Genomic DNA, 21730 nt, shown 5'->3' on the forward strand with positions numbered 1-21730 from the left:
TCTAGCTATCTCCCCTCTAATCTCTATGAATAGTAAAGCCAGTTGCCTGCTTGGTTGCCATAATGGTCATATCAGAAATCTGCACGTGTGCAGGTTGATTTGCAACAAATAGAGTACAGCTGGCAATATCATTTGCTTGAAGAGCATCAATTCCTTGATAGACTGTCGCTGCTCTCTCTTTATCTCCATGAAAACGGACTTGGCTAAAATCAGTCTCAACGATACCAGGTTGTAACGTAGTTACCTTGATATTTTTATCAATCGTGTCAATACGGATCCCGTCTGAAAGCACCTTGACAGCTGATTTGGTTGCAGCATAGACAGCAGCTCCTGCATAGGCGTAAATACCAGCCGTTGATCCAATATTGATGATATGACCCTCATTATTTTCAACCATTTGTGGCAATAACTGACGTGTCACAGTTAGTAATCCTTTAATATTGGTATCAATCATTGTCATCATGTCAGTCAAATCATAGTCTTGGAATTTGTCCAATCCCAATGCCAGACCAGCATTGTTTACCAAAATATGAATTTGTCCGACTTCTTCTAAGATTTTTTGACAATTTACAATTGTTTGTTCCATATTCGTAATATCAAATGAATGAACGGATACCTGAACATGGTATTGCCTTTCAATATCTTGCTTAATTTCTTCTAGTTTGTCCAATCTTCGTCCTGTAATGATGATATTATCACCATTAGCAGCAAACACATAAGCGATTGCTTTGCCAATACCACTACTTGCACCTGTAATCAATACATTTCGTTTCATCACTCTGTCTCCTATTCTCTTTATTATACTACAATTTTACCTAGTTTGTAAAAATGCTATAGTTAAAAACTCATCAGATTTCCGATGAGTTTGATAGGTATTAAAATAAATTAATGAGGCGCATCAGGTGCATATTAAAACGAACCTGTCTAGCATAGTAGATATTTCCACCATTTACATATAACTTCCCACCATTTAGCAAAGCCAAGGGATGAAAATAGGTATATGTTTCTTCTGTAGTATTCCCTAAGCTTGGTGCTACTACTGTTCTGGAGTATTCTTTAGCTAAAGAGAGTGTATGTTCTCCACCATGCTCAGCAATATAGTCGATGTAGGCTGGACCGAAATTATATGCCTGAACTGCTGTCCAAACCTCTACTCCTTTTTCCTCAGCCAACCGTAGGTTTTCTGTTAGGTAGATAATTCCTTGCCTGATACTCTCTCTACTATCCGTGATAGTGTTAGCATAGCCAGTAGCGGACTCACTTGATTGCATGACATCTGCTTCTTGTCCCTTGGTTTCTGTGTAAATCATTGCTAGGACTAGTTCTTCATTAGCTGGTGTGTCGTTTTCAGCCAATACTTCTTGTACCATAGTTTGATAGGTCATCACTTGCTTGACTGCACTGTAGGTTTGATAGAATTTGTAACCGAGAAAAATCAGCAAAAGAAGTATCAGCGTACGTATCAGTTTTTTCATTTACTTGCTCTTTATGTCTTCAATATTTTTGATAAGAATAGAATAGGTCCCGTTGTCATTTTGAATAAACTCAACCGATTCTGCATCCTCATAGATTGCATTTGGCACAATCAACTCAATTCCGTTTGATAAAGATAGCTTCTGATTTTCAAATTTCTTAAGTTGACGGCTACTATCAATTTCATCGAAGGAAATCTTATCAGGTATGACCTCTTTCAGTTGATCGACGAAATTTAAACGAGCGGTCAGGTTGTTATCGAATAACTGATCAGCCAATTTTTCGGGTGAAAGCTCATTATCTTCTTCCAAATTGTTAAAAATAGCTGATTTGACTTTCGATTGAAATTGAAAATCGCCTTGATGGAAATTGTCAGCAATCTTCTGTGCAGTTTGCTCTACTGCTTTGATTGATTTTTTTGCAGAAATAGCTGGTGTAACCTGCAGAAGATTATCTGAGAAATAATTGAGGAAGGCTCCATTATGTTTGATTCTTTTCTCAATCAAATGATACTTCCGCGTTTGAAGATTGACAATCAAGGCTTCATCAGGTGCAGAGCCTGCCCCTGGCAAATTGTTTTGAGTAATTTTAAGAGGACTTCCGCTTTCCAGACCAACGTGAGCGAGATTTTCACGTAAGGAAATTCTTAGAAAGGCAAAATGCTCTACACCATTTCTCTCAAACTCAATAAATATCAAATCGTTGGTCTTGAGATTTTCAGAAATGGAGAATTCCTCTTTCCAGAGATTAGCAATCTTGACAGAGTTGGTCAGTAGGTCACCATCTAAATAGTCAAGAAAAGGATTGTCGGGGTTAAATTGTCCTGTTTTTGCTTCATCAGAAAAGACACGTTCAATCTTTTTACGCAAATATTCTTCTATTTTTGGGCTAACAGTCAAAAGCTGGTCGGAAAGGACCAGCTCTGTATCATCAGGACTAAATTGATGTATGATGGCTTTTTTTACAAATATATCCATTATAAACCTTCGTAAAGTGGGAATTGATCTGTCAAAGCACGCACTTCTTGACGGACTTCCTCAAGAGCAGTTTCATTTTCTGCATTTTCAAGTGCTTTGATAGTTAGTTGTGCGACCTTGCGAGCTTCCTCTACTCCAAAACCGCGAGCAGTAATGGCCGCAGAGCCAATACGGATACCGCTTGTTTTGAATGGCGAGAGTTTTTCGTAAGGAATTGAGTTTTTATTGAGAGTAATATTTACTTCATCTAAGAGATGCTGAGCAACTTTACCATTTTCAACAACTTTGGTCACGTCAACGAGGAAGAGATGGTTGTCTGTTCCTCCTGTGATGACTTTAAAGTTAGGGTTTGCAAGGAAGACTTCGGCCATGGCCTTGCTGTTCTCAATCACTTTCTGAGCATAGTCTTTGAAAGCTGGGTCCAAAACTTCTTTGAAAGATACGGCTTTTGCAGCAATGACATGCTCTAATGGACCACCTTGGATGCCTGGGAAGATGGCTGAGTTGATTTTCTTGATGAGCTCTTCATCATTGGTCAAAATTAAACCACCACGTGGCCCACGAAGAGTTTTATGAGTCGTAGTTGTTGTAATATGGGCATGTGGCACTGGGTTCGGATGAAGACCTGCTGCTACAAGACCAGCAATATGAGCCATATCCACCATCAGTTTGGCACCCACTGCATCTGCAATTTCGCGGAATTTAGCAAAGTCAATTGTACGTGCATAGGCTGAAGCACCTGCTACAATCAATTTGGGCTGTACTTCTTTTGCTTGTTTTAAAATTGCATCGTAATCAAGCAAGCCAGTTTCTTCGTCAACATTGTAAGCTACAAAGTTGTAAGTTTGTCCTGAGAAGCTAACGGATGCACCGTGAGTCAAGTGACCACCTGCAGCTAAGTCCATCCCCATAACAGTGTCTCCTGGCTCAATCAAGGCCATGTAGGCAGCACAATTGGCCTGGCTTCCTGAGTGTGGTTGAACGTTAGCAAATTTTGCACCGAATATTTCTTTAGCACGTTCAATAGCTAAACTTTCAACTACGTCAACGCATTCCGTACCGCCATAGTAACGACGACCTGGGTAACCTTCTGCGTATTTATTGGTCAAAATAGAACCTTGAGCTGCCATAACAGCTTTAGAAACAATATTTTCAGACGCGATCAATTCGATATTATTTTGTTGGCGTTTTTCTTCAGCTTGGATAGCTTCCCAAACTTCTTTATCAAATTCTTTGTAGTTAACTTTGTCAAAAATCATATACGGTACTCCTTTGTATTGGGCTAAATGTGCTTGATAAAACGCTTCTGCATTTTATCGGAATGATAGCCATTCTTTTCGTAGAAAAGATGGGCTTGGAGACGACTTTCAGCAGAATTGAGGCGAATAAAATGGTAGCCCTCTTTCTGTGCAATTTGCTCAACGGCTTTCAGCAGGCTTGCTCCAATCCCTTGTCCTTGATGACTAGGTAAAACAGCTAGTCCGAGAATATTGAGGCCTGTATCCGAATAGAGACTTTCATAGACTTGTGCGTGAATGTAGCCTTGCACTGCGCCACTTATGTCATCTATATAGACCAACAAGATATGCCCCAATGTGCTCGTGCATCTAAAAAACTGTCGCTCAGTTTGTTCCAATGAACAATCATACCCTAAGGATTGAGCATTGATTTCTCGGATGACTACCAAGTCACTTTTCTCAATGGGACGAATCATAAAACTACCTCAAATTCTATTTCGGGAATGGCTTTCTGAATCTCTTCGCGGCTGATAGCACCTTGGCGCAAAATCCGCGCTTTCTGCCCAGAAAGGTCCAAAATCGTTGAATCAATGCCTGTCAGAGCTTGGTCATCCTCAATGCCAGGCAAATCAACTGAAAATTGTGCCTGGATGTCCGAAAACTTCTTGCCACTTTCGTTTCCTGAAATATTGGCGGACGGTCCAATAAGTGGGCCAGTCTCTGAAATCAAACGTAAGGTTTGTTTGTGATTGGGAAGACGAAAACCAACAGTATCCAGTCCAGAATTAACCCAAAAAGGAACATTTTTGTTTGCTTTCAGGATAATCGTTAGCGGTCCTGGCATAAATCTATTATACAGTTTTTCCAGAAAAAAGGGTGTATTTTGACTGAAAAAATAAATATCGTTCAGATTTGAGACATTTAAGTTCATTGCCTTGTCCCTCGGACGCTGTTTCAACTGATAGACACGATTGACTGCATCTTCATTCAAGGCTTGGGCAAAAAGCCCATAGACTGTTTCAGTTGGAAGGATAACAGCACCACCATTTTCAAGAATTGTTCGGAGTTTATCCATTGTCATCCGCTATGACCTTTCTATCCTGTCCAAATTGGTCTTTGAGGACTCGAATTCGCTTTTTGGGGAAATGCAGAGCGAGTAAGTCGGTTAGGTCTTGCCCTTGCTTGTAGCCAATTTCAAAGTAGAGTTTTCCATTTTCCTTCAAAAATGCCCCTGCTTGCTCTGCAATTTGTCTATAGATAGCCATGCCATCTTCTTCCGCAAATAAGGCCAGATGAGGCTCAGAAGTCAATACATTGAGTCCAACTTCATCTGTGTCATCTGGTGAGATATAGGGCGGATTAGAAACAATGATGTCAAATTGCCCTGTCACAGCTTGCAAGACATCCGATTCTAGAAAGTGAACAGAGACTTGGTTGGTTCTTGCATTTTCCTGAGCCACTGCTAGGGCATCCTTTGAAATGTCAACTGCTACCACTTCCCAATCAGGTCTAGCTTTTGCAAGGGAAATAGCTATGGCACCGCTTCCTGTACCGATGTCTAATACACGCAAACCTGCTCCGCTATTTTCCTGCAAAATCAAATCAACTAATTCTTCCGTTTCAGGTCTTGGAATCAAGACTCGCTCATCCACTGCAAACTCCAAGCCATGAAAATCAGCCTTGCCGATAATGTACTGGGCAGGTCGGTGCTGGGAAAGTTGCTGAAAAATCGCATCAATCTCTTCTTTGTCAGTCGGTGTAACTTCCTGACGGAGCAGGAGGAGAAATTCCGTAAAGTTCAATCCCTTTAAGCCACGAAAGGTGAAGGACAGGGATTCTGCCTCTTCACCGATTGCGACTAATTGTTCTTCGTATGCTGCAAATAATTGAGCGTAATTCATTATTTGTTAAGCTCTTCTAGTTTTTGCGTTTGATCGTAGAGAACAAGGGCATCTACGACTTCGTCCATCTTACCTGACAAGATAGTATCCAGCTTTTGCAAGGTTAAGCCGATACGGTGGTCTGTCACACGGTTTTGTGGGAAGTTGTAGGTACGGATACGCTCTGAACGGTCTCCTGTACCGATAGTTGATTTACGCTCTGCATCCTGCTCATCTTGGGCAATCTGTGCAAAGTGATCAGCTACACGGGCACGAATAATCTTCATGGCCTTTTCACGGTTTTTCTGCTGAGTACGCTCTTCCTGCATTTCTACCTTGATATTGGTTGGTAAGTGAACGATACGCACGGCAGTCGCAACCTTGTTGACGTTCTGACCACCGGCACCAGATGCGTGGTAAATATCGACACGAAGATCTTTTGGATCGATGTCATATTCCACTTCTTCAACTTCAGGCATGATGAGGACAGTTGCTGTTGAGGTGTGGACACGACCTTGGCTTTCTGTCACAGGGACACGTTGGACACGGTGAGCTCCTGATTCATACTTGAGTTTTGAATAAACGGATTGACCAGAGACCATGGCAACCACTTCCTTGATACCGCCGACACCATTATAAGAAGCCTCCATGACTTCAAAACGCCAGCCTTGACCTTCTGCATACTTTTGGTACATGGTCAAAAGGTCTCCAGCAAAGAGGGCAGCTTCATCACCACCTGCGGCACCACGGATTTCCAAGATGATGTTTTTGTCATCGTTAGGGTCTTTTGGTAAAAGAAGGATTTTCAGCTTTTCTTCGTAAGCCTCTTTATCAGCCTTAGCTTGTTTGAGTTCTTCCTTAGCCATTTCCTCCAAGTCAGCATCATCAGAAGATTCTTTAATCATTTCTTCTGCATCGACAATGTTTTGAAGTACAGTCTTATATTCGCGGTAGGCAGTTACTGTATCACGAGTTGCAGCTTCTTCCTTAGACAACTCCATAAAACGCTTGGTATCGCTGACAACCTCAGGGTCAGACAACAATTCACCAAGTTCCTCGTAGCGGTCTTCCACCGCCTGTAATTGATCGTAGATGTTCATAATTTTAAGATATTAAGGGCGTTAAACGAACAAAGCAAAAATAGGAGTTTTGACGAAGGACGAAAGCGTCCTAGGAAAAACTATCTTTTTTGCACAGTTCGTAGCCCGTATTCAGTTCCTTTCTAAAAATTTGGAAAGAACACACTTTTAGTTAGCTTGTAGGGCGTGTTCAGTTCTATTAAGATACAAAGCCCGTTAAGCAAGCACAGTCAAAATAGGAATTTTGACCAAGTGTTACAAACACTTGGAGAAATTATCTTTTTGACACAGCTTGTAGGGCGTGTTCATTTCCTTTCTGTAATATGTAGGTCATGAAACAGGCACAGTTCGTAGCCCGTATTCAATTCCTTTGCCGTAGTATGTAAGTCATGAAAATTGGCACAGAGTCATAGGCAAATTCATTTCTATACAGATGCTCAGTTTACAGTCGCTTCTCATTTCATTTTCAAAAATTAGGGTAAATCTTTAATTTCCGGTGAAAAATAATGTTTGCGACAGACAGGAATGTAGGTTTCATTGCCACCGATTTGAATTTGAGCGCCTTCATAGGTTGGTTTACCGTCTTGAGTTCGCAAAACCATAGTGGCTTTTTTGGAACAATATTGGCAGATTGTTTTGATTTCATCTAATTTATCAGCCAATAAGAGCAAATGTTGGGAACCTTCAAACAGTTCATTTCGGAAATCATTTTTAAGACCGAAAGCCATAACGGGCACATCTAATTCATCGACTACGCGAGCAAGGGCGTAGACATGATGACGTCGAAGAAATTGTGCTTCATCAATGAGAACACAGTAAGGACGCGGTTCCATTTTTTCGATAAAACCAAAGATATCCATATCATCGTCAATCGCTACCGCTTCACGTCGCATACCAATACGGCTTGAAACAACGCCAAAGGCATCACGAGTATCCAAGGCAGAGGTCATGATGACAACGGGCTTGCCTTGCTCTTCATAGTTATGGGCTACTTTAAGAATTTCAATGGTTTTGCCAGAATTCATCGTCCCATATTTATAATATAATTGAGCCACTTTTCTCTTTCCAATCTTAAAATTTCACTCTTTCCATTTTATCATAATTTGACCATTTAGGAAATAGAAAAACAAGCCCGATTTGAGCTTGTTTGTTATTAGGACCAAGGTAATGATAAGAAATTTCCGACACACTCAAAAATAATTTTAGCAGCTTTTGGTTTCCACTTGTATAGCATGACACATCCATAGATTAAGCTGAAAAAGGAGAATGTGATCAATAATGGTCCTTCCCATACACTTTTGTTAAAAACAGTTACTACTAGATACAAAAACAGACCGGCAAGCAGGAATGAAAACACCATACGATAAACATAGTTCATAAGTCATTACCTCCTATGTAAGTATAGAATAGCACAAATTGTAAGCGATGTCAATGCTTCCCTATTCACAACCAATCCCATCACCATCACGATCTAAGTGTGGTGCATATCCTGGATCTCCAATACGTACAGGAGCTGCTCCAGCATTTCGAGCGGCTGTACAATTTTTATAATACACAGTTCCAGCCGATGTTCCTGCGAATTGTTGAATTTGAGCTTGATTTTGTGCTTGGGACTGAGCCTGAGCTGCTTTTTGTGCTTCAGCAGCAAGTCTAGCCTCTTCTTCTTTACGTGCTTTCTCAACGATTGCCTTTTCGGCATTCCAATACTTAATGATAATTTCACTATCTTTTCTGATAACTTTATCATTTATTTCGTTAAAGTTCTTTCCATTAATTTCCACACTCTGAATTTGGCCATTCTTACCTATTTCATTGGTTTCAATTGAGGTCTCAGATACCTGATTAAAGCCATTGTTTGTAAATAGTTGCTTGGTATCTGCTACAGTGGTTGTCGTTAGAGAGACCGGTAATTCAGCAAAACTAGAAAAATCTGAGTAAGTAACTTCGATAGGGATTTGTTTTTTAACGACAGGTTCGATATTTGAAAGATTTTCTATATTCTCACCATTTACAGTAATTTTTCTTATTTTCTCATGCTTGGTTTTATCCTTATCAGCTACTGCAGTCCATTTTACATTTGAAAAACCTGCAGTGGTTAGTTGTTTTTCCAACTCCTTCCAATTTCCAGTTGTATCAAGAGTTGTTGGAAATTCAATATTATCTGGACTGACATCAAAATAAGTAATTGTAATTGGAAGTTTTTTAGAGTAAAAGTATCCACTTGTGTAGGTCGATGAACCGATCTCAATCTTATCTACTGTGTCTTTTTTATCAATATTGCCTTTCTCTACTAAAAGTATTGGACTCTTACTCACATTCTCGAATCCTGCATCATCCAATTTCTCCTCAATTTCCGAAAGTTTCTTTGAAGAAAATGCTAATTCTACTGCATCATCAGTAGCAGCATGATAGGTGATTGTAACGGGAGTCGATTTCAAAACTCTTCCTTCTTTCCAATCCTCCCCATCAACAGATACAATCTTCACAAAAGTATCATCAATATTCTCGCCATATTCAATATTGCTTATTTTAATGGTTTCAACTTTTTCAAACCCAGCTTCCTCAAACTGTTTAAGGACTACCTCAATAGATTTATCATAAATCTGATCTTTCATAGGTAACTCAGCTGTCATTAACTGACCGCCAACAACTGTTGTAATTCCTAAACCTCCAATGGCCATTGCAGTCTTGCGATTAAAAATTTTTTTAATTCTCGGAATAGATTCCAAATGTTTTGAGTGATTTGACCATCTATTAAACATATTCTCTAACCTCAACTATTTTTATATGGATTATTATAACATGTAAAAAATAAGTCTTACAATAACTTCTAGAAAAATTCTTGGATATTGTAAAAAACTATGGTAAAATATACAAAAATTATTCGGAGGTTAGCTATGCCATTTGTACGTATTGATTTATTTGAAGGACGCACAGAGGAACAAAAAATTGCCCTTGCGCGTGAAGTAACTGAGGTGGTATCACGCAATACAAACGCACCCAAAGAAGCCATTCATGTCTTCATCAATGATATGCCTGAGGGAACTTACTACCCACAAGGCGAGATGAAACGCAAATAAGAGAAAACACTCTTGCCAGAATGCAGGAGTGTTTCTTTGTATCAAATCTTATTTCTTGTCATCTTCATCCATGCTGAGTACGCTGAGGAAGGCTTCCTGAGGAACTTCGACGGATCCGATGGCTTTCATCCGTTTTTTACCGGCTTTTTGTTTTTCAAGGAGTTTGCGTTTACGGGAAACATCACCGCCATAACACTTGGCCAAAACGTTCTTACGAAGGGCCTTGATGTCACTCCGAGCCACGATTTTTTGACCGATAGCTGCTTGTATTGGTACTTCAAACTGTTGACGCGGAATGATTTTCTTGAGTTTGTCCACGATAATTTTCCCACGTTCGTAGGCAAATTCCTTGTGGACGATAAAGCTGAGGGCATCGACCTTATCGCCATTGAGGAGAATATCCATTTTCACCAACTTGGATGAACGGTATTCAGAAATCTCATAGTCGAAGCTGGCATAACCACGAGTGGATGACTTAAGCTTATCAAAGAAGTCAAAAACAATCTCCGCCAGTGGAATTTGGTAGATGACATTGACACGATTATCATCGATGTAATCCATAGTCACAAAGTCACCACGCTTGCGTTGAGCCAATTCCATGACTGCACCGACGTATTCCTGTGGTACCATGATTTGTGCCTTAACGTAAGGCTCTTCGATAGTGGCGATCTTGGTTGGGTCTGGGAATTCGGATGGGTTGGCTACATCAATCATTTCACCGTCCGTCATATTGACATGGTAAACCACCGACGGAGCTGTCATGATAAGGTCAATGTTAAATTCACGCTCAATTCGTTCTTGGATAACATCCATGTGCAAAAGTCCCAAGAATCCACAACGGAAACCAAATCCGAGTGCCTGTGATGTTTCAGGTTCAAACTGCAAGCTGGCATCGTTTAGCTGGAGTTTTTCCAAGGCTTCACGAAGGTCATTGTACTTGTTGGAATCGATTGGATAGATACCCGCAAAGACCATTGGGTTCATCTGCTTGTAGCCCGCTAGTGGCTCACTAGCAGGATTTTCAGCTAAGGTCACCGTATCACCGACACGGGTGTCGGCAACTGTCTTGATGGAGGCTGCAATGTAACCAACATCACCAGTCGCCAAGTAATCACGACCGATTGCTTTTGGTGTGAAGATACCTACTTCCGTCACATCAAAGGTCTTGCCATTGCTCATCATCTGAATAGTATCGCCAGGTTTTACCACACCGTTGACAATACGAACTTGCAGGATAACGCCTCGATACGGATCGTAAACCGAGTCAAAAATCAAGGCTTGCAATGGAGCTTCGACATCACCAGTCGGTGCTGGAACCTTCTCCACAATCTGCTCCAAGATTTCCTCGATACCAATACCTGCCTTGGCTGATGTTGGCACTGCTTCAGAAGCATCCAAACCAATCACATCTTCGATTTCCTGACGAACACGCTCTGGGTCTGCTGCTGGCAGGTCAATCTTGTTAATGATTGGCAAGATTTCCAAATCATTGTCCAAGGCTAGATAAACGTTAGCCAAGGTCTGTGCTTCAATCCCTTGAGCAGCATCCACCACTAAAATTGCTCCCTCACAGGCAGCCAACGAACGCGATACCTCATAGGTAAAGTCAACGTGTCCTGGTGTGTCAATCAAGTGGAAAATGTATGTCTCTCCATCTTTAGCTGTATAGTTGAGTTCGATTGCGTTGAGTTTAATTGTGATACCACGCTCGCGTTCCAAGTCCATACTATCCAGCAACTGGGCTTGCATTTCACGGCTGGAAACTGTTTCTGTCTTCTCAAGAATACGGTCAGCCAAGGTTGATTTACCATGGTCGATGTGGGCAATAATGGAGAAATTACGAATTTTCTCCTGTCGTTTTTTCAAATCTTCTAAATTCATGTTTCTTCCTCTACAAGGGTATTACTCCTCATTATATCAGATTTAGTGATAATTTTCCATAAGAAAAACACCTAGAAAACTAGGTGTCTGCTCTGCTATTTTCCCAGCCAAAGACCGATCTCGCGTTCGGCTGCTTCTGCACTATCTGAGCCATGAACGACATTTGCCACAATTCCCTCAACGGGCGCTGTCGCAAAATCTCCACGTATAGTCCCAGGTAGGGCGTTGACTGGATTGGTAGCTCCCATCATATCTCGCCAAGATTTGATAACTTCTGGCCCTTCTATAATGCCAGCTATCATCGGCCCGCTCGTCATATATTGTACTAATTGCGGGAAGAAAGGTTTATCTGTCAAATGATCATAATGTTGACTGATTAGCTCTTCTGTCGCTGTAACCATTTTTAAATCTTGGATTTGAAATCCCCTGCGTTCGATACGTGAAAGAATTTGTCCTGCAAGTCCACGCTTAAGAGCATCTGGTTTGATGATGAAGAAAGTACGTTCCATGATTTTTCTCCTGAACTGTTTATTAGATGTTACTTAAGATAGCATCCCATGCCTGATCGTATCCGTGACGAGTCTCAGAAGAAAAGATAACGAATCGATCATTTTTATCAAAATCCAATTTCTTTTTAATCATCGACTCGTGCTTATTCCACTTTCCTCGTGGGATTTTATCAGCCTTCGTTGCCACAATAATAACAGGAATTTCATAATATTTCAAGAAATCATACATTTGAACATCATCTGCTGATGGCTCGTGACGCATGTCTACTAAACTCACCACAACACGTAGATTTTCTCGTGTTGTCAAATACTCTTCAATCATTTTGCCCCACTTAGCACGCTCCGTTTTGGACACTTTAGCATAGCCATAACCTGGAACATCTACAAATCGAATTTTATCATCTATATTATAAAAATTGAGTTGTTGAGTCTTTCCTGGTTTTCCTGACGTACGTGCAAGATTTTTTCTTCCTAGAAGAGTATTGATAAATGAGGACTTTCCAACGTTAGATCGCCCGGCAAGGGCAATTTCTGGAATGTCATCGCCCGGATACTGGGCTTTTGAAACAGCACTGAGCAAAATCTCAGCATTATGTGTGTTGATTTCCATTTTATACCTTTCATAAATAAGGGTAGAAAACAATCAGTTTCCACCCTTTATTTTTTATGCAGTTTCTAGTAAAGGCTTTTCCTTACCGTCTACTGCTGCTTTTGTTACACGAACACGTTTAACGTTATCTTGGCCTGGCACCTCAAACATGACATCCAACATCGTTTCTTCAATGATGGAGCGAAGTCCACGAGCACCAGTCTTACGTTCAATTGCTTTTTCTGCAATTGCTAACAAGGCGTCCTCATCAAAGTCAAGCTCGACGTCATCATAAGACAAGAGTGTCTGGTATTGTTTTACAAGAGCATTCTTCGGTTCCGTCAAAATGCGTACCAAATCCTCTGTTGTCAATTGGTCCAAAGCTGCAAATACAGGCAAGCGACCAATCAACTCTGGAATGATACCGAATTTTTGAATATCGTCTGCAATGATATGTTGCATGTATGATTCTTTTTCATCAATAGCACGATTATTATGACCAAAACCGATGATTTTTTCACCGAGACGCTGTTTGACGATTTCTTCGATACCATCAAATGCACCGCCAACGATAAACAGGATATTTTTGGTGTCCACGTGAATCATTTCTTGGTTTGGATGTTTGCGTCCGCCTTGTGGTGGCACACTAGCAACCGTTCCCTCTATAATTTTTAAGAGAGCCTGTTGAACACCTTCGCCTGAGACGTCGCGGGTAATGGACACATTTTCACCTTTTTTGGCAATTTTATCAATTTCATCCACATAGATAATCCCTCGTTCTGCGCGGTCGATATTAAAATCCGCCGCCTGCAAGAGTTTGAGAAGGATGTTTTCGACATCTTCACCCACATAACCAGCTTCAGTAAGAGCGGTTGCGTCCGCAATGGCAAATGGAACATTCAGACTTTTAGCCAAGGTTTGAGCCAAAAATGTCTTACCAGAGCCTGTTGGACCAATCATGAGAATGTTTGATTTTTGCAAATCAACATCGTTCTCATCACGACTATCTTGGAAATTGATCCGTTTGTAGTGGTTGTAGACAGCAACTGCCAAGGCACGTTTAGCACGATCTTGTCCAATGACATAATTGTTTAAAATATCGAGCAATTCCTGTGGCTTAGGTGTGTCAGCCAAGTCTGTCAACACTTCTTCTGCTAGTTCTTCACGAATGATTTCTTGAGCTAACTCTACACACTCATTACAAATGAAAACATTGTTTCCTGCAATAATTTTTTTAACTTCTTCTTGATTTTTCCCGCAAAATGAGCAATAAATCAATTCATGATTATGCTTAACAGCCATCTATCTCCTCTTTCATATCACTTATCTAAACAAAAATCCATAAACTGCATGGATACTATTGACTAAATTGGTAAAAGCATTCAATAAAAATAATATCGCTAAACCAAATCGTTTCTTTTTAAAGGCTTGAATTGCACAAAGAACGCATATTCCACATAGAAATGCTGTAAACAAACCGAATAAACTTCTCTCCATGCCTATTTCTCTCTTCTTTTATAGTTTTTTATGATGAAATCAACGGGGTTGGCTTCATCTTTTGGACGAAACTGTTCACTTTGTAGCTGGAATTTTTCCATTGGAAAAGTTTCTGGGAAGAAACTATCACCTTCAAATTGCCCCTGAATATCTGTTACAATCAATTCTTCAATGTAGTGTGCAAAGGCAGTAAAAATTTGTCCACCACCAAGGACAAACAAGGTTCCTCCTTGTTGGTGGTGCCAGTCCAGAACTTCTTCAACACCATGTAGGACTGTGACCCGGTCACTCTCCGCTTGATAGCTTTTATCGGTGGTCAATACTAAGGTATGTCGATTTGGAAGTGCACGTTTTCCCATGCCATCAAAGGTTATACGTCCCATCACCATGGCATGACCACTTGTCGTTTCCTTAAAATGAGCCTGATCAGCTGGTAAAGACCAAGGTAGTTTATCTCCCTTTCCAATCAAACCATTTTCATCCTGAGCCCAAATTGCAACAATTTTCTTTGTCATTTTCTCTCACTTTCCGTCCTATCATTCTATCAAAAAAACATGAAAAATGCACTTACCAAGTAGGCCAAGCGCAAATTTTTATCATGCTGAAACTTTCACCGACACCTCAGAGATAGGGAAGATTCCGAGATTCGTAGAATGTGAATCTCGCTGGTGCTGGAAAGCCCCCCTCATCTTAAATCGCTAAATCGAATTTTAACTGCGGTTTAACTGGATTGTAGTCCACCAACTCAAAATCTTCTGCTTTTATATCAAAGAAATTGGTACCGTCAGGAACATTTAAGACCAAACGTGGCTCAACTTCAGATGGTGTGCGACGGAGTAATTCTTCAGCCTGTTCAAACTGATTGTCATAGATGTGAAGATTGTTGATGAAATAGAAAAACTTCCCTACCTTCCAGCCAAAATGTTTAGCAATCATCATTTGAAGGGCTACATACTGCATAGCGTTGATATGATGGGCTACCAACATATCATTTGACCGTTGAGTTAGAGTTGCATCCAGATAAATCTCCCCATCCACTCGCCGAACGTCAAACATGGTTTGAAAGGCACATGGCAAAAGACCCGCGGATTGGTCAAATGCTTCATAATCCCACAAAGAAATCACATTGCGACGGTTCCATGGATTTTCTTCCAAGTGCTTGAGGATTTTTGAAATGATGTCATGCTTTTTCACGATAGCACCATAACGTTCACCGATTGTGCCTGTTCCTTCAACTTCCCAATCATTCCAATACTGGACACCGTATTTTTCCTGTAAAACCGACAAATCATTGGTCTGGTCTTGGTAAATCCAGAGAATTTCCTTGATGGCCGACTTAATTGGAATAGGTCTAAGTGTTGTAATAGGAAACTCGCCCTTGGCCAAATCATACTCAGCAAAGGAACCAGTAATATACTTAGAATTAGCAACGTTTCCATCCTTGTAACGTGGGCGAGCATTTTCTGAAAAAACGCCCTCTTCCATAATCTTACGAATGTTTTCTTTAAAAATAATATCTGCTTTAGTCATGGTCTTAGTATAGCAAATTCTAGCAAAAAACTCCAGTTTTGCACCGGAGTTCTCATTTGAAAAAGAATGAATAAAAATTAAGGTGGAACAAACCAGATAGGGCAGTTATTAGGCTGAACAATATAAAATACAAAGCAACCAAGAGAACACTCAACAATATCTGACGAACATTTTTAGTGTAAATAGCTGTTGGTAAGCTGGCTAGTCCGAAAAATGGAATGATGAAAAATGTTAGTTTAAAATTCACATTTACAATATCAAACCATTGCCCTATTGGCAAAAATAGCATGACGAAGAGAAAAAATGCGATACCATACAAAACTAGATTTAATCTTTTTAGTAAAGTCAGGTTCATAACCACTCCTTCTAGGGGCCAAATATAAAGTAGCCAATACCGAATATCAGAGGAAATGAAATCATTAAGAAGATACTAATCAAACCAGTCCACAATTTTTTATAATAGATAGACAGTATAAGAATTAGAGCTCCCAGTAGAGGGAGAATCAACATGGTTGCTACGTTTCCCCAGCTGGACGGGAAAAACCAGTCACGAATCCAGTAATCAAGGAAAAAGGCAGACAGTAAAATCAAAAGCCCGACTATAGTTAGATAGTCAATTAGTTTAGGCATACTTACTTGTTTCATACACCAACACTCCTTTCTCTTTTCACTATTATTGTACCCTTTTATCAACCGAATTTCAATATATGTATATAAAGAAAGTGTGACAGCGGATTAGAAAAAAGCAGAGTTTCCCCTGCTTCAGTTATTATTTTAAGACAAGTGATGCTGCACCTAATACACCTGCATCATTACCACGTGTTGCCAAAACAATTTGTGTACTTTCCTTGATTTGTGGGAAGCTATTTTCAGCAAAGACCTTGCAAACGCCATCCAATAAGAACTCTCCTGCAGCTGATACACCGCCACCCAGAACGATGTAGGCTGGATTGAGGACTGCAGCAATGTTAGCACATGCCACACCTAAATACTCAGAGAAGTGACGGTAGACAATCAAAGCCAAATCATCACCTTCTTTTGCCAAATCAAAGACATCTTTAGCCGTTACGTCTTGCCCATCATCAATCATTTGTTTGAGTTTTGCATCGCCAGCGTATTGATCAGCATAGCGACGGCTGAGGTTAACAATACCTGTCGCTGAAGCAACTGTTTCTAGACAACCTTTCTTACCACAAGTACATGCAAATGGCTCATCAAAGTCAACTGTGATATGACCTAATTCACCACCAGCACCTTTGACCCCACGAATCAAGTTTCCAGCAGCGATGACACCGCCACCAACACCTGTACCAAGCGTCATAAAGACAACGTTGGGATTGTTATTACCAGCACCAACCCACTGCTCACCGAGAGCCGCTACGTTTGCATCATTGTCGATAAAGAATGGTAAACCAAGCGCAGATTCAAACTGATCTTTAACCAATTGCAAGGTCTTCCAGTTGAGGTTATAGGCACCGATAACCGTACCAGCTTCGCTATCAACGACACCAGGAGACCCCATACCAACACCCAAAAAGTCATCTTTTGTCAAACCATGGGTTTCAAATCGCTGCTTGATACTGTCAATAATATCAGGAACAATATGACTTCCATCGTCTAATATATTTGTCTTGATAGACCATTTTTCTTGAATTTCTCCCTCAGTAGTCAAGATGGCCAATTTAACAGAAGTTCCCCCAAGGTCAATACCAATAATTTTTTTAGACATAATCATCACCTCAAATGTATTTTCTTTATTATAACATAATGCAAAGGTTTGCGTAAAGCCTTTTCAAAAAATTGAACGGATAAAAAATTTGCCCTAACGAAATAGATAGAGCAAAATTAAAAATTGAATATGTAAGATAAACCTTCCAATGGAAAAGAGCATAACTGTCGTAAAATTACTACCTTCTTTTGTTCCATTATAGAGAAAAAGAGTGGAGATGAAGGTAAAGCCCATAGCAAAGCCCAACATCTGCAAGTCGTGATAAGACTGACTATAAAAATACAAGGTGCTTGTCAGCAATATCATGGATAGGATAGTTAAAATCAAGCGCAATGTATTCATTTTTTTGGTCTTTAGATAGCTAAACAAAGCCGCTCCCAAGGTCACCAAAAGATAGATGACCATATAAGACATGACAAGAACTTTCATCTAGCCCTCCAACTCGCTCAGATACTCATACCGCTCATATTTTTCCAAGAGCAGGTCGTTTTTCTCATCCAATTCCTTCTGCAAATCGGACAATTTTGTAAAATCACTACCACAGGTCAGCATTTCCGCCTCGATTGCCGCAATCCGCTCCTCCAAGCCAGCAATATCCTCTTCGATGGTTGCCCATTCCTGCTTCTCAAAGTAGGACATCCGCTTCTTGTTCTCTTTGATTTTCTCGGTTTTCTCCTTTGGTTTTTCCAAGGAAATGGCAGAGCTGGAAGCCAGAAAGGCCTTCTCATCCAGATAGTCTGTGTAGTTGCCAAAGAAGGTCTGAATGCCGCTATCTTCGAAAGCGAGGATTTTGGTCGCAACCTTGTCCAAGAAATAACGGTCGTGACTAACGGTAATGACTGGACCAGTAAAGCCCTGCAAGAAATGTTCCAAGACTGTCAGAGTCGCTATGTCCAAGTCGTTGGTCGGCTCATCTAGTAAGAGAACATTGGGCCGTTGCAAGAGAATCTTCAGCAAATAAAGTCGCTTCTTCTCCCCGCCAGACAACTTTTCAATCAAGGTACCGTGGGTATTGCGTGGGAAGAGGAATTGCTCCAAGAGTTCTGCGATAGAAACCATACCAGAAGTCGTTTTTGCTTCTTCTGCTACTTCCTGCAAGAAATTGATGACCCGCTTGCTTTCGTCTAGTCCTTTAATTGTTTGCGAGAAGTAGCCGATACGGATGGTTTCACCAATATCTACCTTACCGCTGTCTGCCTGCAAATCACCTGCAATCAGATTGAGCAAAGTGGATTTTCCTTTTCCATTATCACCGACAATTCCTATGCGGTCCTTGTTTTGAATGAGCAGGTTAAAGTCTGCTAAAATGGGCTTGTCAGGATAGGAAAAGCTGACATTTTCAAAGTTAATGACTTTTTTGCCGATACGAGAGGTTTCAAAATTGATTTCCAGTTCGCTATCGTCTATCTTGTTGGCTAAATCGCCTTTGAGGTCATGGAAACGATTGATACGAGCCTGTTGCTTGGTAGCACGAGCTTGAGGTTGTCTGCGCATCCAAGCCAACTCTTGTTTGTAGAGCTGCTCTTTCTTATGGCGAAGGGCGGCATCTCGCTCGTCCTGTTCTGCCTTTAAGCGAACATAGTCCTGGTAATTGCCCTGATATTCGGTTAAGCTGGCGCGGTCCAATTCAAAAATCCGTGTCGCCACATTGTCCAAGAAATAGCGATCGTGGGTAATAAAGAGAACAGACTTTTTAGTATTTTTCAAGAAAGTCGTCAACCACTCAATGGTATCAATGTCCAGGTGGTTAGTCGGTTCATCCAGCAAGAGCAAGTCAGCATTGCCAAGGAGGACTTGGGCCAATTGGACTCGTCTACGTAGACCCCCTGATAACTCAGCAACGGTTTTGTTGAGGTCTGTCAGACCAAGTTTTGACAGAACAGTCTTGACCTGGCTTTCAATCTCCCAAGCATTGAGAGAATCCATCTCAGCCATGACTTTCTCCAATCTTGCTTGACTGGCTTCATCGTAATGAGATAAGAGCAATTCGTATTCACGAATCAGCTGGGTTTCACGAAGGTCAGATGAAAGAACGGTGTCTAAAACTGTCTTACTTTCATCAAAATCAGGTTCCTGTGTCAGATAGGCGATTTTATAGGCGTTTTTAGTGCGAAAAGGCGACACGTCTCCGTCAAAACCGATGCGACCTGACAGAACATCCAACAAAGTCGTCTTTCCTGTACCATTGACCCCGATAATCCCGATTCGGTCGCCTTGGTGGATGATAAAGGAAAGGTCTGCAAAAACCGTCTTGTCCCCGACAGACTTGGTCAGGTGTTCAACGATAAAATCACTCATTCTCTAAGATTCCTTTCACAAATGTCATAATCGCTTGCTCTTCATTAGGCAAATTTCCCTCAACGATCTCATACTCAACCTGCTTGAGTAGATTTCCCAAAACTGGACCTGGTTTGAGGTCAAATGCCTGCATCAGATGTCCTCCATTAACCACAATTTCATGCTTGTCATGGATGGTCAGGGATTGATCAATGCAGTCAATTCCATCAAAATCCGTATCCAAGCCCTGTGCCTGACGGAGTTCCTCTACCAAGTACAAGAGGTCTTTGCCATACTTGAAACAGATTTGCTTGGTAACAGGTCCTGCTTGGCGAAGCTGATAAATCTCTACCAACTTGACCACGCTGCGTTGGAAATCATTGCTGGTTTTCCATTTTTTCAGGAAGGACTTGATGTTATCAATACCTAGGCAGACAAAGAGCATGGCCCAAGCTTGTTCAGAAGTCGAAAAGCGAAATTCCTCTGTCAGACTTGTTAGCATGGTCTCTAATTCATCACTTTTTCCAGCTAAATCAGGCAAGAAATCATAAGCCTTGGAATCAATCATAGCGCGCAAGCCTTTTCGCCAAAAATCCGCCATCAAGAGTTTATCAAACTCGATAAAACTGCGTTCTACAGAGATTTTTTCCAAGAGCGGTGCGGTTTCAACCATAGCTATAAATGTCGTCGGCTCAATCTCAAAGTCCAAGGTCGCTGCAAAGCGAAATCCACGCATGATACGGAGGGCATCTTCGTTGAAACGCTCAGCAGGGATGCCTACAGCACGCAGGATACGGTTTTCCAAGTCGGTCATCCCATCAAAGAGGTCAATAATCTGTGCTTCTTCATCAAGGGCAAAAGCGTTGACCGTGAAGTCTCGGCGTTTGAGGTCCTCTTCCAAGGAACGCACAAAGGAAACCTGACTCGGCCTACGGAAGTCCACATACTCCTCCTCTGTCCGAAAGGTGGTAATTTCATACTCCTTTTTCCCCTCTAATACTAGCACCGTACCGTGTTCAATTCCGACATCAATAGTCCGTGAAAAGATTTGTTTCGTTTCCTGAGGGTAGCTGGATGTCGCAATATCGACATCATGAATAGGCCTACCGAGAATGGCATCACGCACGGAGCCACCAACAAAGTAAGCCTCGTAACCAGCTGCTTTAATTTTCTCTAAAATCGGCAAAGCCTCCTGAAACTCAGAAGGCAGATTGTTTAATTTCATAATAAGTGTTCCAAACCATAAACGAGTTGTGAGCGTTTGACTACCTCTTTAATGCCGAGATTGACACCGCCCATAAAGGAAATACGATCATAAGAGTCATGACGAATGGTCAAGCCTTCACCTTGCGCACCAAAAATCACTTCCTGATGGGCAACAAGGCCTGGCAAGCGTACTGAGTGGATACGGAAGCCGTCAAATTCTGCACCGCGAGCGCCAGCAATCAGTTCTTCTTCATCCGCTGCACCTTGTGTCTGTGACTGACGGACTTGTGAAATGAGTTCGGCCGTTTTGACAGCAGTACCACTCGGTGCATCCTTCTTCTTATCGTGGTGTAATTCGATGATTTCAAGATTTGGGAAATACTTGGCTGCCTGTGCTGCAAATTGCATGAGCAAGATAGCGCCAATAGCAAAGTTAGGAGCAATCAAGCCGCCCAAACCCTTCTCAGCAGATAAGGCAGTCAATTCCTCGATTTCTTCAGGGGTAAATCCTGTCGTTCCAACCACAGGTGCGAAACCATTTTCCAAGGCAAAACGAGTATTTTCATAGGCAAATTTTGGCGTTGTAAAATCCACCCAGACATCAGCTTCTAGGCTGGCAACTTCTTCTTTGGTCTTGAAAACAGGAACACCATCTACTTCTGTTTCTGTCGCAAAGGGATCCACCAAGGCAGCCAGACTAAGTGCTGCGTCGCCTTTGACCATCTCAACAGCTGTTGAGCCCATTTTCCCTTTAAATCCTGCGATAATTACCTTAATTGTCATGC

Annotated in this window: 26 protein-coding genes; 1 reads left to right on the top strand and 25 read right to left on the bottom strand. The window is 41.2% G+C overall.

The window, feature by feature from the left end:
- Nucleotides 1-16: 16 nt before the first annotated feature.
- The 11 genes from CWM22_06845 to CWM22_06895 all read right to left on the bottom strand — a co-directional run bounded on the left by CWM22_06845 (nucleotide 17) and on the right by CWM22_06895 (nucleotide 9409).
- The gene (locus tag CWM22_06845) at nucleotides 17-775 is read right to left on the bottom strand and encodes an NAD(P)-dependent oxidoreductase (GenBank protein ID AUC91622.1); all 759 of its coding nucleotides are present in this window, start codon (nucleotides 773-775) and stop codon (nucleotides 17-19) included.
- A gap of 100 nt (nucleotides 776-875) precedes the next feature.
- Nucleotides 876-1475 (bottom strand): lysozyme family protein, encoded by a 600-nt coding sequence (locus CWM22_06850; GenBank protein AUC91623.1) that lies wholly within the window; start codon nucleotides 1473-1475, stop codon nucleotides 876-878.
- Nucleotides 1476-2450: a nucleoid-associated protein gene (locus CWM22_06855; protein ID AUC91624.1), complete on the bottom strand. Its 975-nt coding sequence runs from the start codon at nucleotides 2448-2450 to the stop codon at nucleotides 1476-1478.
- Entirely contained in the window at nucleotides 2450-3709 is a 1260-nt protein-coding gene (glyA, locus tag CWM22_06860) for a serine hydroxymethyltransferase (GenBank protein ID AUC91625.1), read from the bottom strand. Before glyA ends, CWM22_06855 begins: the two co-directional genes overlap by 1 nt.
- A 23-nt stretch (nucleotides 3710-3732) precedes the next feature.
- Nucleotides 3733-4164, bottom strand: coding sequence for a GNAT family N-acetyltransferase (locus tag CWM22_06865; protein AUC91626.1), 432 nt, complete (start codon nucleotides 4162-4164; stop codon nucleotides 3733-3735).
- A complete protein-coding gene (locus CWM22_06870; protein ID AUC92861.1) occupies nucleotides 4161-4763 on the bottom strand; it encodes a threonylcarbamoyl-AMP synthase in 603 nt (200 codons plus the stop codon). Before CWM22_06870 ends, CWM22_06865 begins: the two co-directional genes overlap by 4 nt.
- Nucleotides 4756-5589, bottom strand: a complete 834-nt coding sequence (prmC, locus tag CWM22_06875) for a peptide chain release factor N(5)-glutamine methyltransferase (protein AUC91627.1) — start codon at nucleotides 5587-5589, stop codon at nucleotides 4756-4758. The genes CWM22_06870 and prmC overlap by 8 nt, the downstream gene beginning before the upstream one ends.
- The gene (locus CWM22_06880; protein ID AUC91628.1) at nucleotides 5589-6668 is read right to left on the bottom strand and encodes a peptide chain release factor 1; all 1080 of its coding nucleotides are present in this window, start codon (nucleotides 6666-6668) and stop codon (nucleotides 5589-5591) included. The genes prmC and CWM22_06880 overlap by 1 nt, the downstream gene beginning before the upstream one ends.
- 452 nt (nucleotides 6669-7120) lie before the next feature.
- Nucleotides 7121-7702, bottom strand: a complete 582-nt coding sequence (locus CWM22_06885) for a thymidine kinase (protein ID AUC91629.1) — start codon at nucleotides 7700-7702, stop codon at nucleotides 7121-7123.
- Nucleotides 7703-7800: 98 nt separating this feature from the next.
- A complete protein-coding gene (locus CWM22_06890) occupies nucleotides 7801-8025 on the bottom strand; it encodes a hypothetical protein (protein AUC91630.1) in 225 nt (74 codons plus the stop codon).
- 61 nt (nucleotides 8026-8086) lie between these two features.
- A complete protein-coding gene (locus CWM22_06895; protein AUC91631.1) occupies nucleotides 8087-9409 on the bottom strand; it encodes a calcium-binding protein in 1323 nt (440 codons plus the stop codon).
- Between the two features lie 135 nt (nucleotides 9410-9544).
- On the opposite strand from CWM22_06895, the gene CWM22_06900 reads away from it, so the two are divergent.
- Complete coding sequence (locus CWM22_06900) at nucleotides 9545-9727, top strand: 4-oxalocrotonate tautomerase (GenBank protein ID AUC91632.1); 183 nt, start codon at nucleotides 9545-9547, stop codon at nucleotides 9725-9727.
- Between the two features lie 48 nt (nucleotides 9728-9775).
- On the opposite strand, the gene CWM22_06905 is transcribed toward CWM22_06900, so the two are convergent.
- The 14 genes from CWM22_06905 to CWM22_06970 form a co-directional block, all read right to left on the bottom strand.
- Complete coding sequence (locus CWM22_06905) at nucleotides 9776-11608, bottom strand: elongation factor 4 (protein AUC91633.1); 1833 nt, start codon at nucleotides 11606-11608, stop codon at nucleotides 9776-9778.
- A 95-nt stretch (nucleotides 11609-11703) separates the two neighbouring features.
- Nucleotides 11704-12117: a nucleoside-diphosphate kinase gene (locus CWM22_06910; GenBank protein AUC91634.1), complete on the bottom strand. Its 414-nt coding sequence runs from the start codon at nucleotides 12115-12117 to the stop codon at nucleotides 11704-11706.
- Nucleotides 12118-12139: 22 nt separating this feature from the next.
- Nucleotides 12140-12727 (bottom strand): YihA family ribosome biogenesis GTP-binding protein, encoded by a 588-nt coding sequence (engB, locus tag CWM22_06915; GenBank protein ID AUC91635.1) that lies wholly within the window; start codon nucleotides 12725-12727, stop codon nucleotides 12140-12142.
- Nucleotides 12728-12781: 54 nt separating this feature from the next.
- On the bottom strand, nucleotides 12782-14008 hold the full coding sequence (locus CWM22_06920) for an ATP-dependent Clp protease ATP-binding subunit ClpX (GenBank protein ID AUC91636.1): 1227 nt from the start codon (nucleotides 14006-14008) through the stop codon (nucleotides 12782-12784).
- A 21-nt stretch (nucleotides 14009-14029) separates the two neighbouring features.
- A complete protein-coding gene (locus tag CWM22_06925) occupies nucleotides 14030-14203 on the bottom strand; it encodes a hypothetical protein (protein AUC91637.1) in 174 nt (57 codons plus the stop codon).
- A 2-nt stretch (nucleotides 14204-14205) separates the two neighbouring features.
- A complete protein-coding gene (locus CWM22_06930; protein ID AUC91638.1) occupies nucleotides 14206-14718 on the bottom strand; it encodes a dihydrofolate reductase in 513 nt (170 codons plus the stop codon).
- Between the two features lie 175 nt (nucleotides 14719-14893).
- Entirely contained in the window at nucleotides 14894-15733 is an 840-nt protein-coding gene (locus CWM22_06935; GenBank protein ID AUC91639.1) for a thymidylate synthase, read from the bottom strand.
- Between the two features lie 52 nt (nucleotides 15734-15785).
- A complete protein-coding gene (locus CWM22_06940; GenBank protein ID AUC91640.1) occupies nucleotides 15786-16088 on the bottom strand; it encodes a hypothetical protein in 303 nt (100 codons plus the stop codon).
- Nucleotides 16089-16099: 11 nt separating this feature from the next.
- Nucleotides 16100-16378: a hypothetical protein gene (locus tag CWM22_06945; GenBank protein AUC91641.1), complete on the bottom strand. Its 279-nt coding sequence runs from the start codon at nucleotides 16376-16378 to the stop codon at nucleotides 16100-16102.
- Between the two features lie 124 nt (nucleotides 16379-16502).
- Entirely contained in the window at nucleotides 16503-17462 is a 960-nt protein-coding gene (locus CWM22_06950) for a glucokinase (protein ID AUC91642.1), read from the bottom strand.
- 93 nt (nucleotides 17463-17555) lie between these two features.
- Entirely contained in the window at nucleotides 17556-17891 is a 336-nt protein-coding gene (locus CWM22_06955) for a hypothetical protein (protein AUC91643.1), read from the bottom strand.
- Nucleotides 17892-19760 (bottom strand): ABC transporter ATP-binding protein, encoded by a 1869-nt coding sequence (locus CWM22_06960; GenBank protein AUC91644.1) that lies wholly within the window; start codon nucleotides 19758-19760, stop codon nucleotides 17892-17894. It abuts the gene before it with no gap.
- Nucleotides 19753-20964, bottom strand: a complete 1212-nt coding sequence (locus CWM22_06965) for a CCA tRNA nucleotidyltransferase (protein AUC91645.1) — start codon at nucleotides 20962-20964, stop codon at nucleotides 19753-19755. The genes CWM22_06960 and CWM22_06965 overlap by 8 nt, the downstream gene beginning before the upstream one ends.
- Nucleotides 20961-21728 carry a 4-hydroxy-tetrahydrodipicolinate reductase gene (locus CWM22_06970; protein AUC91646.1) on the bottom strand — a complete coding sequence of 256 codons (768 nt, stop codon included), beginning with the start codon at nucleotides 21726-21728 and terminating at the stop codon, nucleotides 20961-20963. The genes CWM22_06965 and CWM22_06970 overlap by 4 nt, the downstream gene beginning before the upstream one ends.
- Between the last annotated feature and the right edge of the window lie 2 nt (nucleotides 21729-21730).

Source organism: Streptococcus suis, assembly GCA_002831545.1.
In the GTDB taxonomy this organism is placed as follows: domain Bacteria; phylum Bacillota; class Bacilli; order Lactobacillales; family Streptococcaceae; genus Streptococcus; species Streptococcus suis_P.

Bases quoted from the DNA above. Each gene is read 5' to 3' on its own strand.
- CWM22_06845 (AUC91622.1), bottom strand. From the start codon at position 775: ATGAAACGAAATGTATTGATTACAGGTGCAAGTAGTGGTATTGGCAAA.
- CWM22_06850 (AUC91623.1), bottom strand. From the start codon at position 1,475: ATGAAAAAACTGATACGTACGCTGATACTTCTTTTGCTGATTTTTCTC.
- CWM22_06855 (AUC91624.1), bottom strand. From the start codon at position 2,450: ATGGATATATTTGTAAAAAAAGCCATCATACATCAATTTAGTCCTGAT.
- glyA (AUC91625.1), bottom strand. From the start codon at position 3,709: ATGATTTTTGACAAAGTTAACTACAAAGAATTTGATAAAGAAGTTTGG.
- CWM22_06865 (AUC91626.1), bottom strand. From the start codon at position 4,164: ATGATTCGTCCCATTGAGAAAAGTGACTTGGTAGTCATCCGAGAAATC.
- CWM22_06870 (AUC92861.1), bottom strand. From the start codon at position 4,763: ATGGATAAACTCCGAACAATTCTTGAAAATGGTGGTGCTGTTATCCTT.
- prmC (AUC91627.1), bottom strand. From the start codon at position 5,589: ATGAATTACGCTCAATTATTTGCAGCATACGAAGAACAATTAGTCGCA.
- CWM22_06880 (AUC91628.1), bottom strand. From the start codon at position 6,668: ATGAACATCTACGATCAATTACAGGCGGTGGAAGACCGCTACGAGGAA.
- CWM22_06890 (AUC91630.1), bottom strand. From the start codon at position 8,025: ATGAACTATGTTTATCGTATGGTGTTTTCATTCCTGCTTGCCGGTCTG.
- CWM22_06895 (AUC91631.1), bottom strand. From the start codon at position 9,409: ATGTTTAATAGATGGTCAAATCACTCAAAACATTTGGAATCTATTCCG.
- CWM22_06900 (AUC91632.1), top strand. From the start codon at position 9,545: ATGCCATTTGTACGTATTGATTTATTTGAAGGACGCACAGAGGAACAA.
- CWM22_06905 (AUC91633.1), bottom strand. From the start codon at position 11,608: ATGAATTTAGAAGATTTGAAAAAACGACAGGAGAAAATTCGTAATTTC.
- CWM22_06910 (AUC91634.1), bottom strand. From the start codon at position 12,117: ATGGAACGTACTTTCTTCATCATCAAACCAGATGCTCTTAAGCGTGGA.
- engB (AUC91635.1), bottom strand. From the start codon at position 12,727: ATGGAAATCAACACACATAATGCTGAGATTTTGCTCAGTGCTGTTTCA.
- CWM22_06920 (AUC91636.1), bottom strand. From the start codon at position 14,008: ATGGCTGTTAAGCATAATCATGAATTGATTTATTGCTCATTTTGCGGG.
- CWM22_06925 (AUC91637.1), bottom strand. From the start codon at position 14,203: ATGGAGAGAAGTTTATTCGGTTTGTTTACAGCATTTCTATGTGGAATA.
- CWM22_06930 (AUC91638.1), bottom strand. From the start codon at position 14,718: ATGACAAAGAAAATTGTTGCAATTTGGGCTCAGGATGAAAATGGTTTG.
- CWM22_06935 (AUC91639.1), bottom strand. From the start codon at position 15,733: ATGACTAAAGCAGATATTATTTTTAAAGAAAACATTCGTAAGATTATG.
- CWM22_06940 (AUC91640.1), bottom strand. From the start codon at position 16,088: ATGAACCTGACTTTACTAAAAAGATTAAATCTAGTTTTGTATGGTATC.
- CWM22_06945 (AUC91641.1), bottom strand. From the start codon at position 16,378: ATGAAACAAGTAAGTATGCCTAAACTAATTGACTATCTAACTATAGTC.
- CWM22_06950 (AUC91642.1), bottom strand. From the start codon at position 17,462: ATGTCTAAAAAAATTATTGGTATTGACCTTGGGGGAACTTCTGTTAAA.
- CWM22_06955 (AUC91643.1), bottom strand. From the start codon at position 17,891: ATGAAAGTTCTTGTCATGTCTTATATGGTCATCTATCTTTTGGTGACC.
- CWM22_06960 (AUC91644.1), bottom strand. From the start codon at position 19,760: ATGAGTGATTTTATCGTTGAACACCTGACCAAGTCTGTCGGGGACAAG.
- CWM22_06965 (AUC91645.1), bottom strand. From the start codon at position 20,964: ATGAAATTAAACAATCTGCCTTCTGAGTTTCAGGAGGCTTTGCCGATT.
- CWM22_06970 (AUC91646.1), bottom strand. From the start codon at position 21,728: ATGACAATTAAGGTAATTATCGCAGGATTTAAAGGGAAAATGGGCTCA.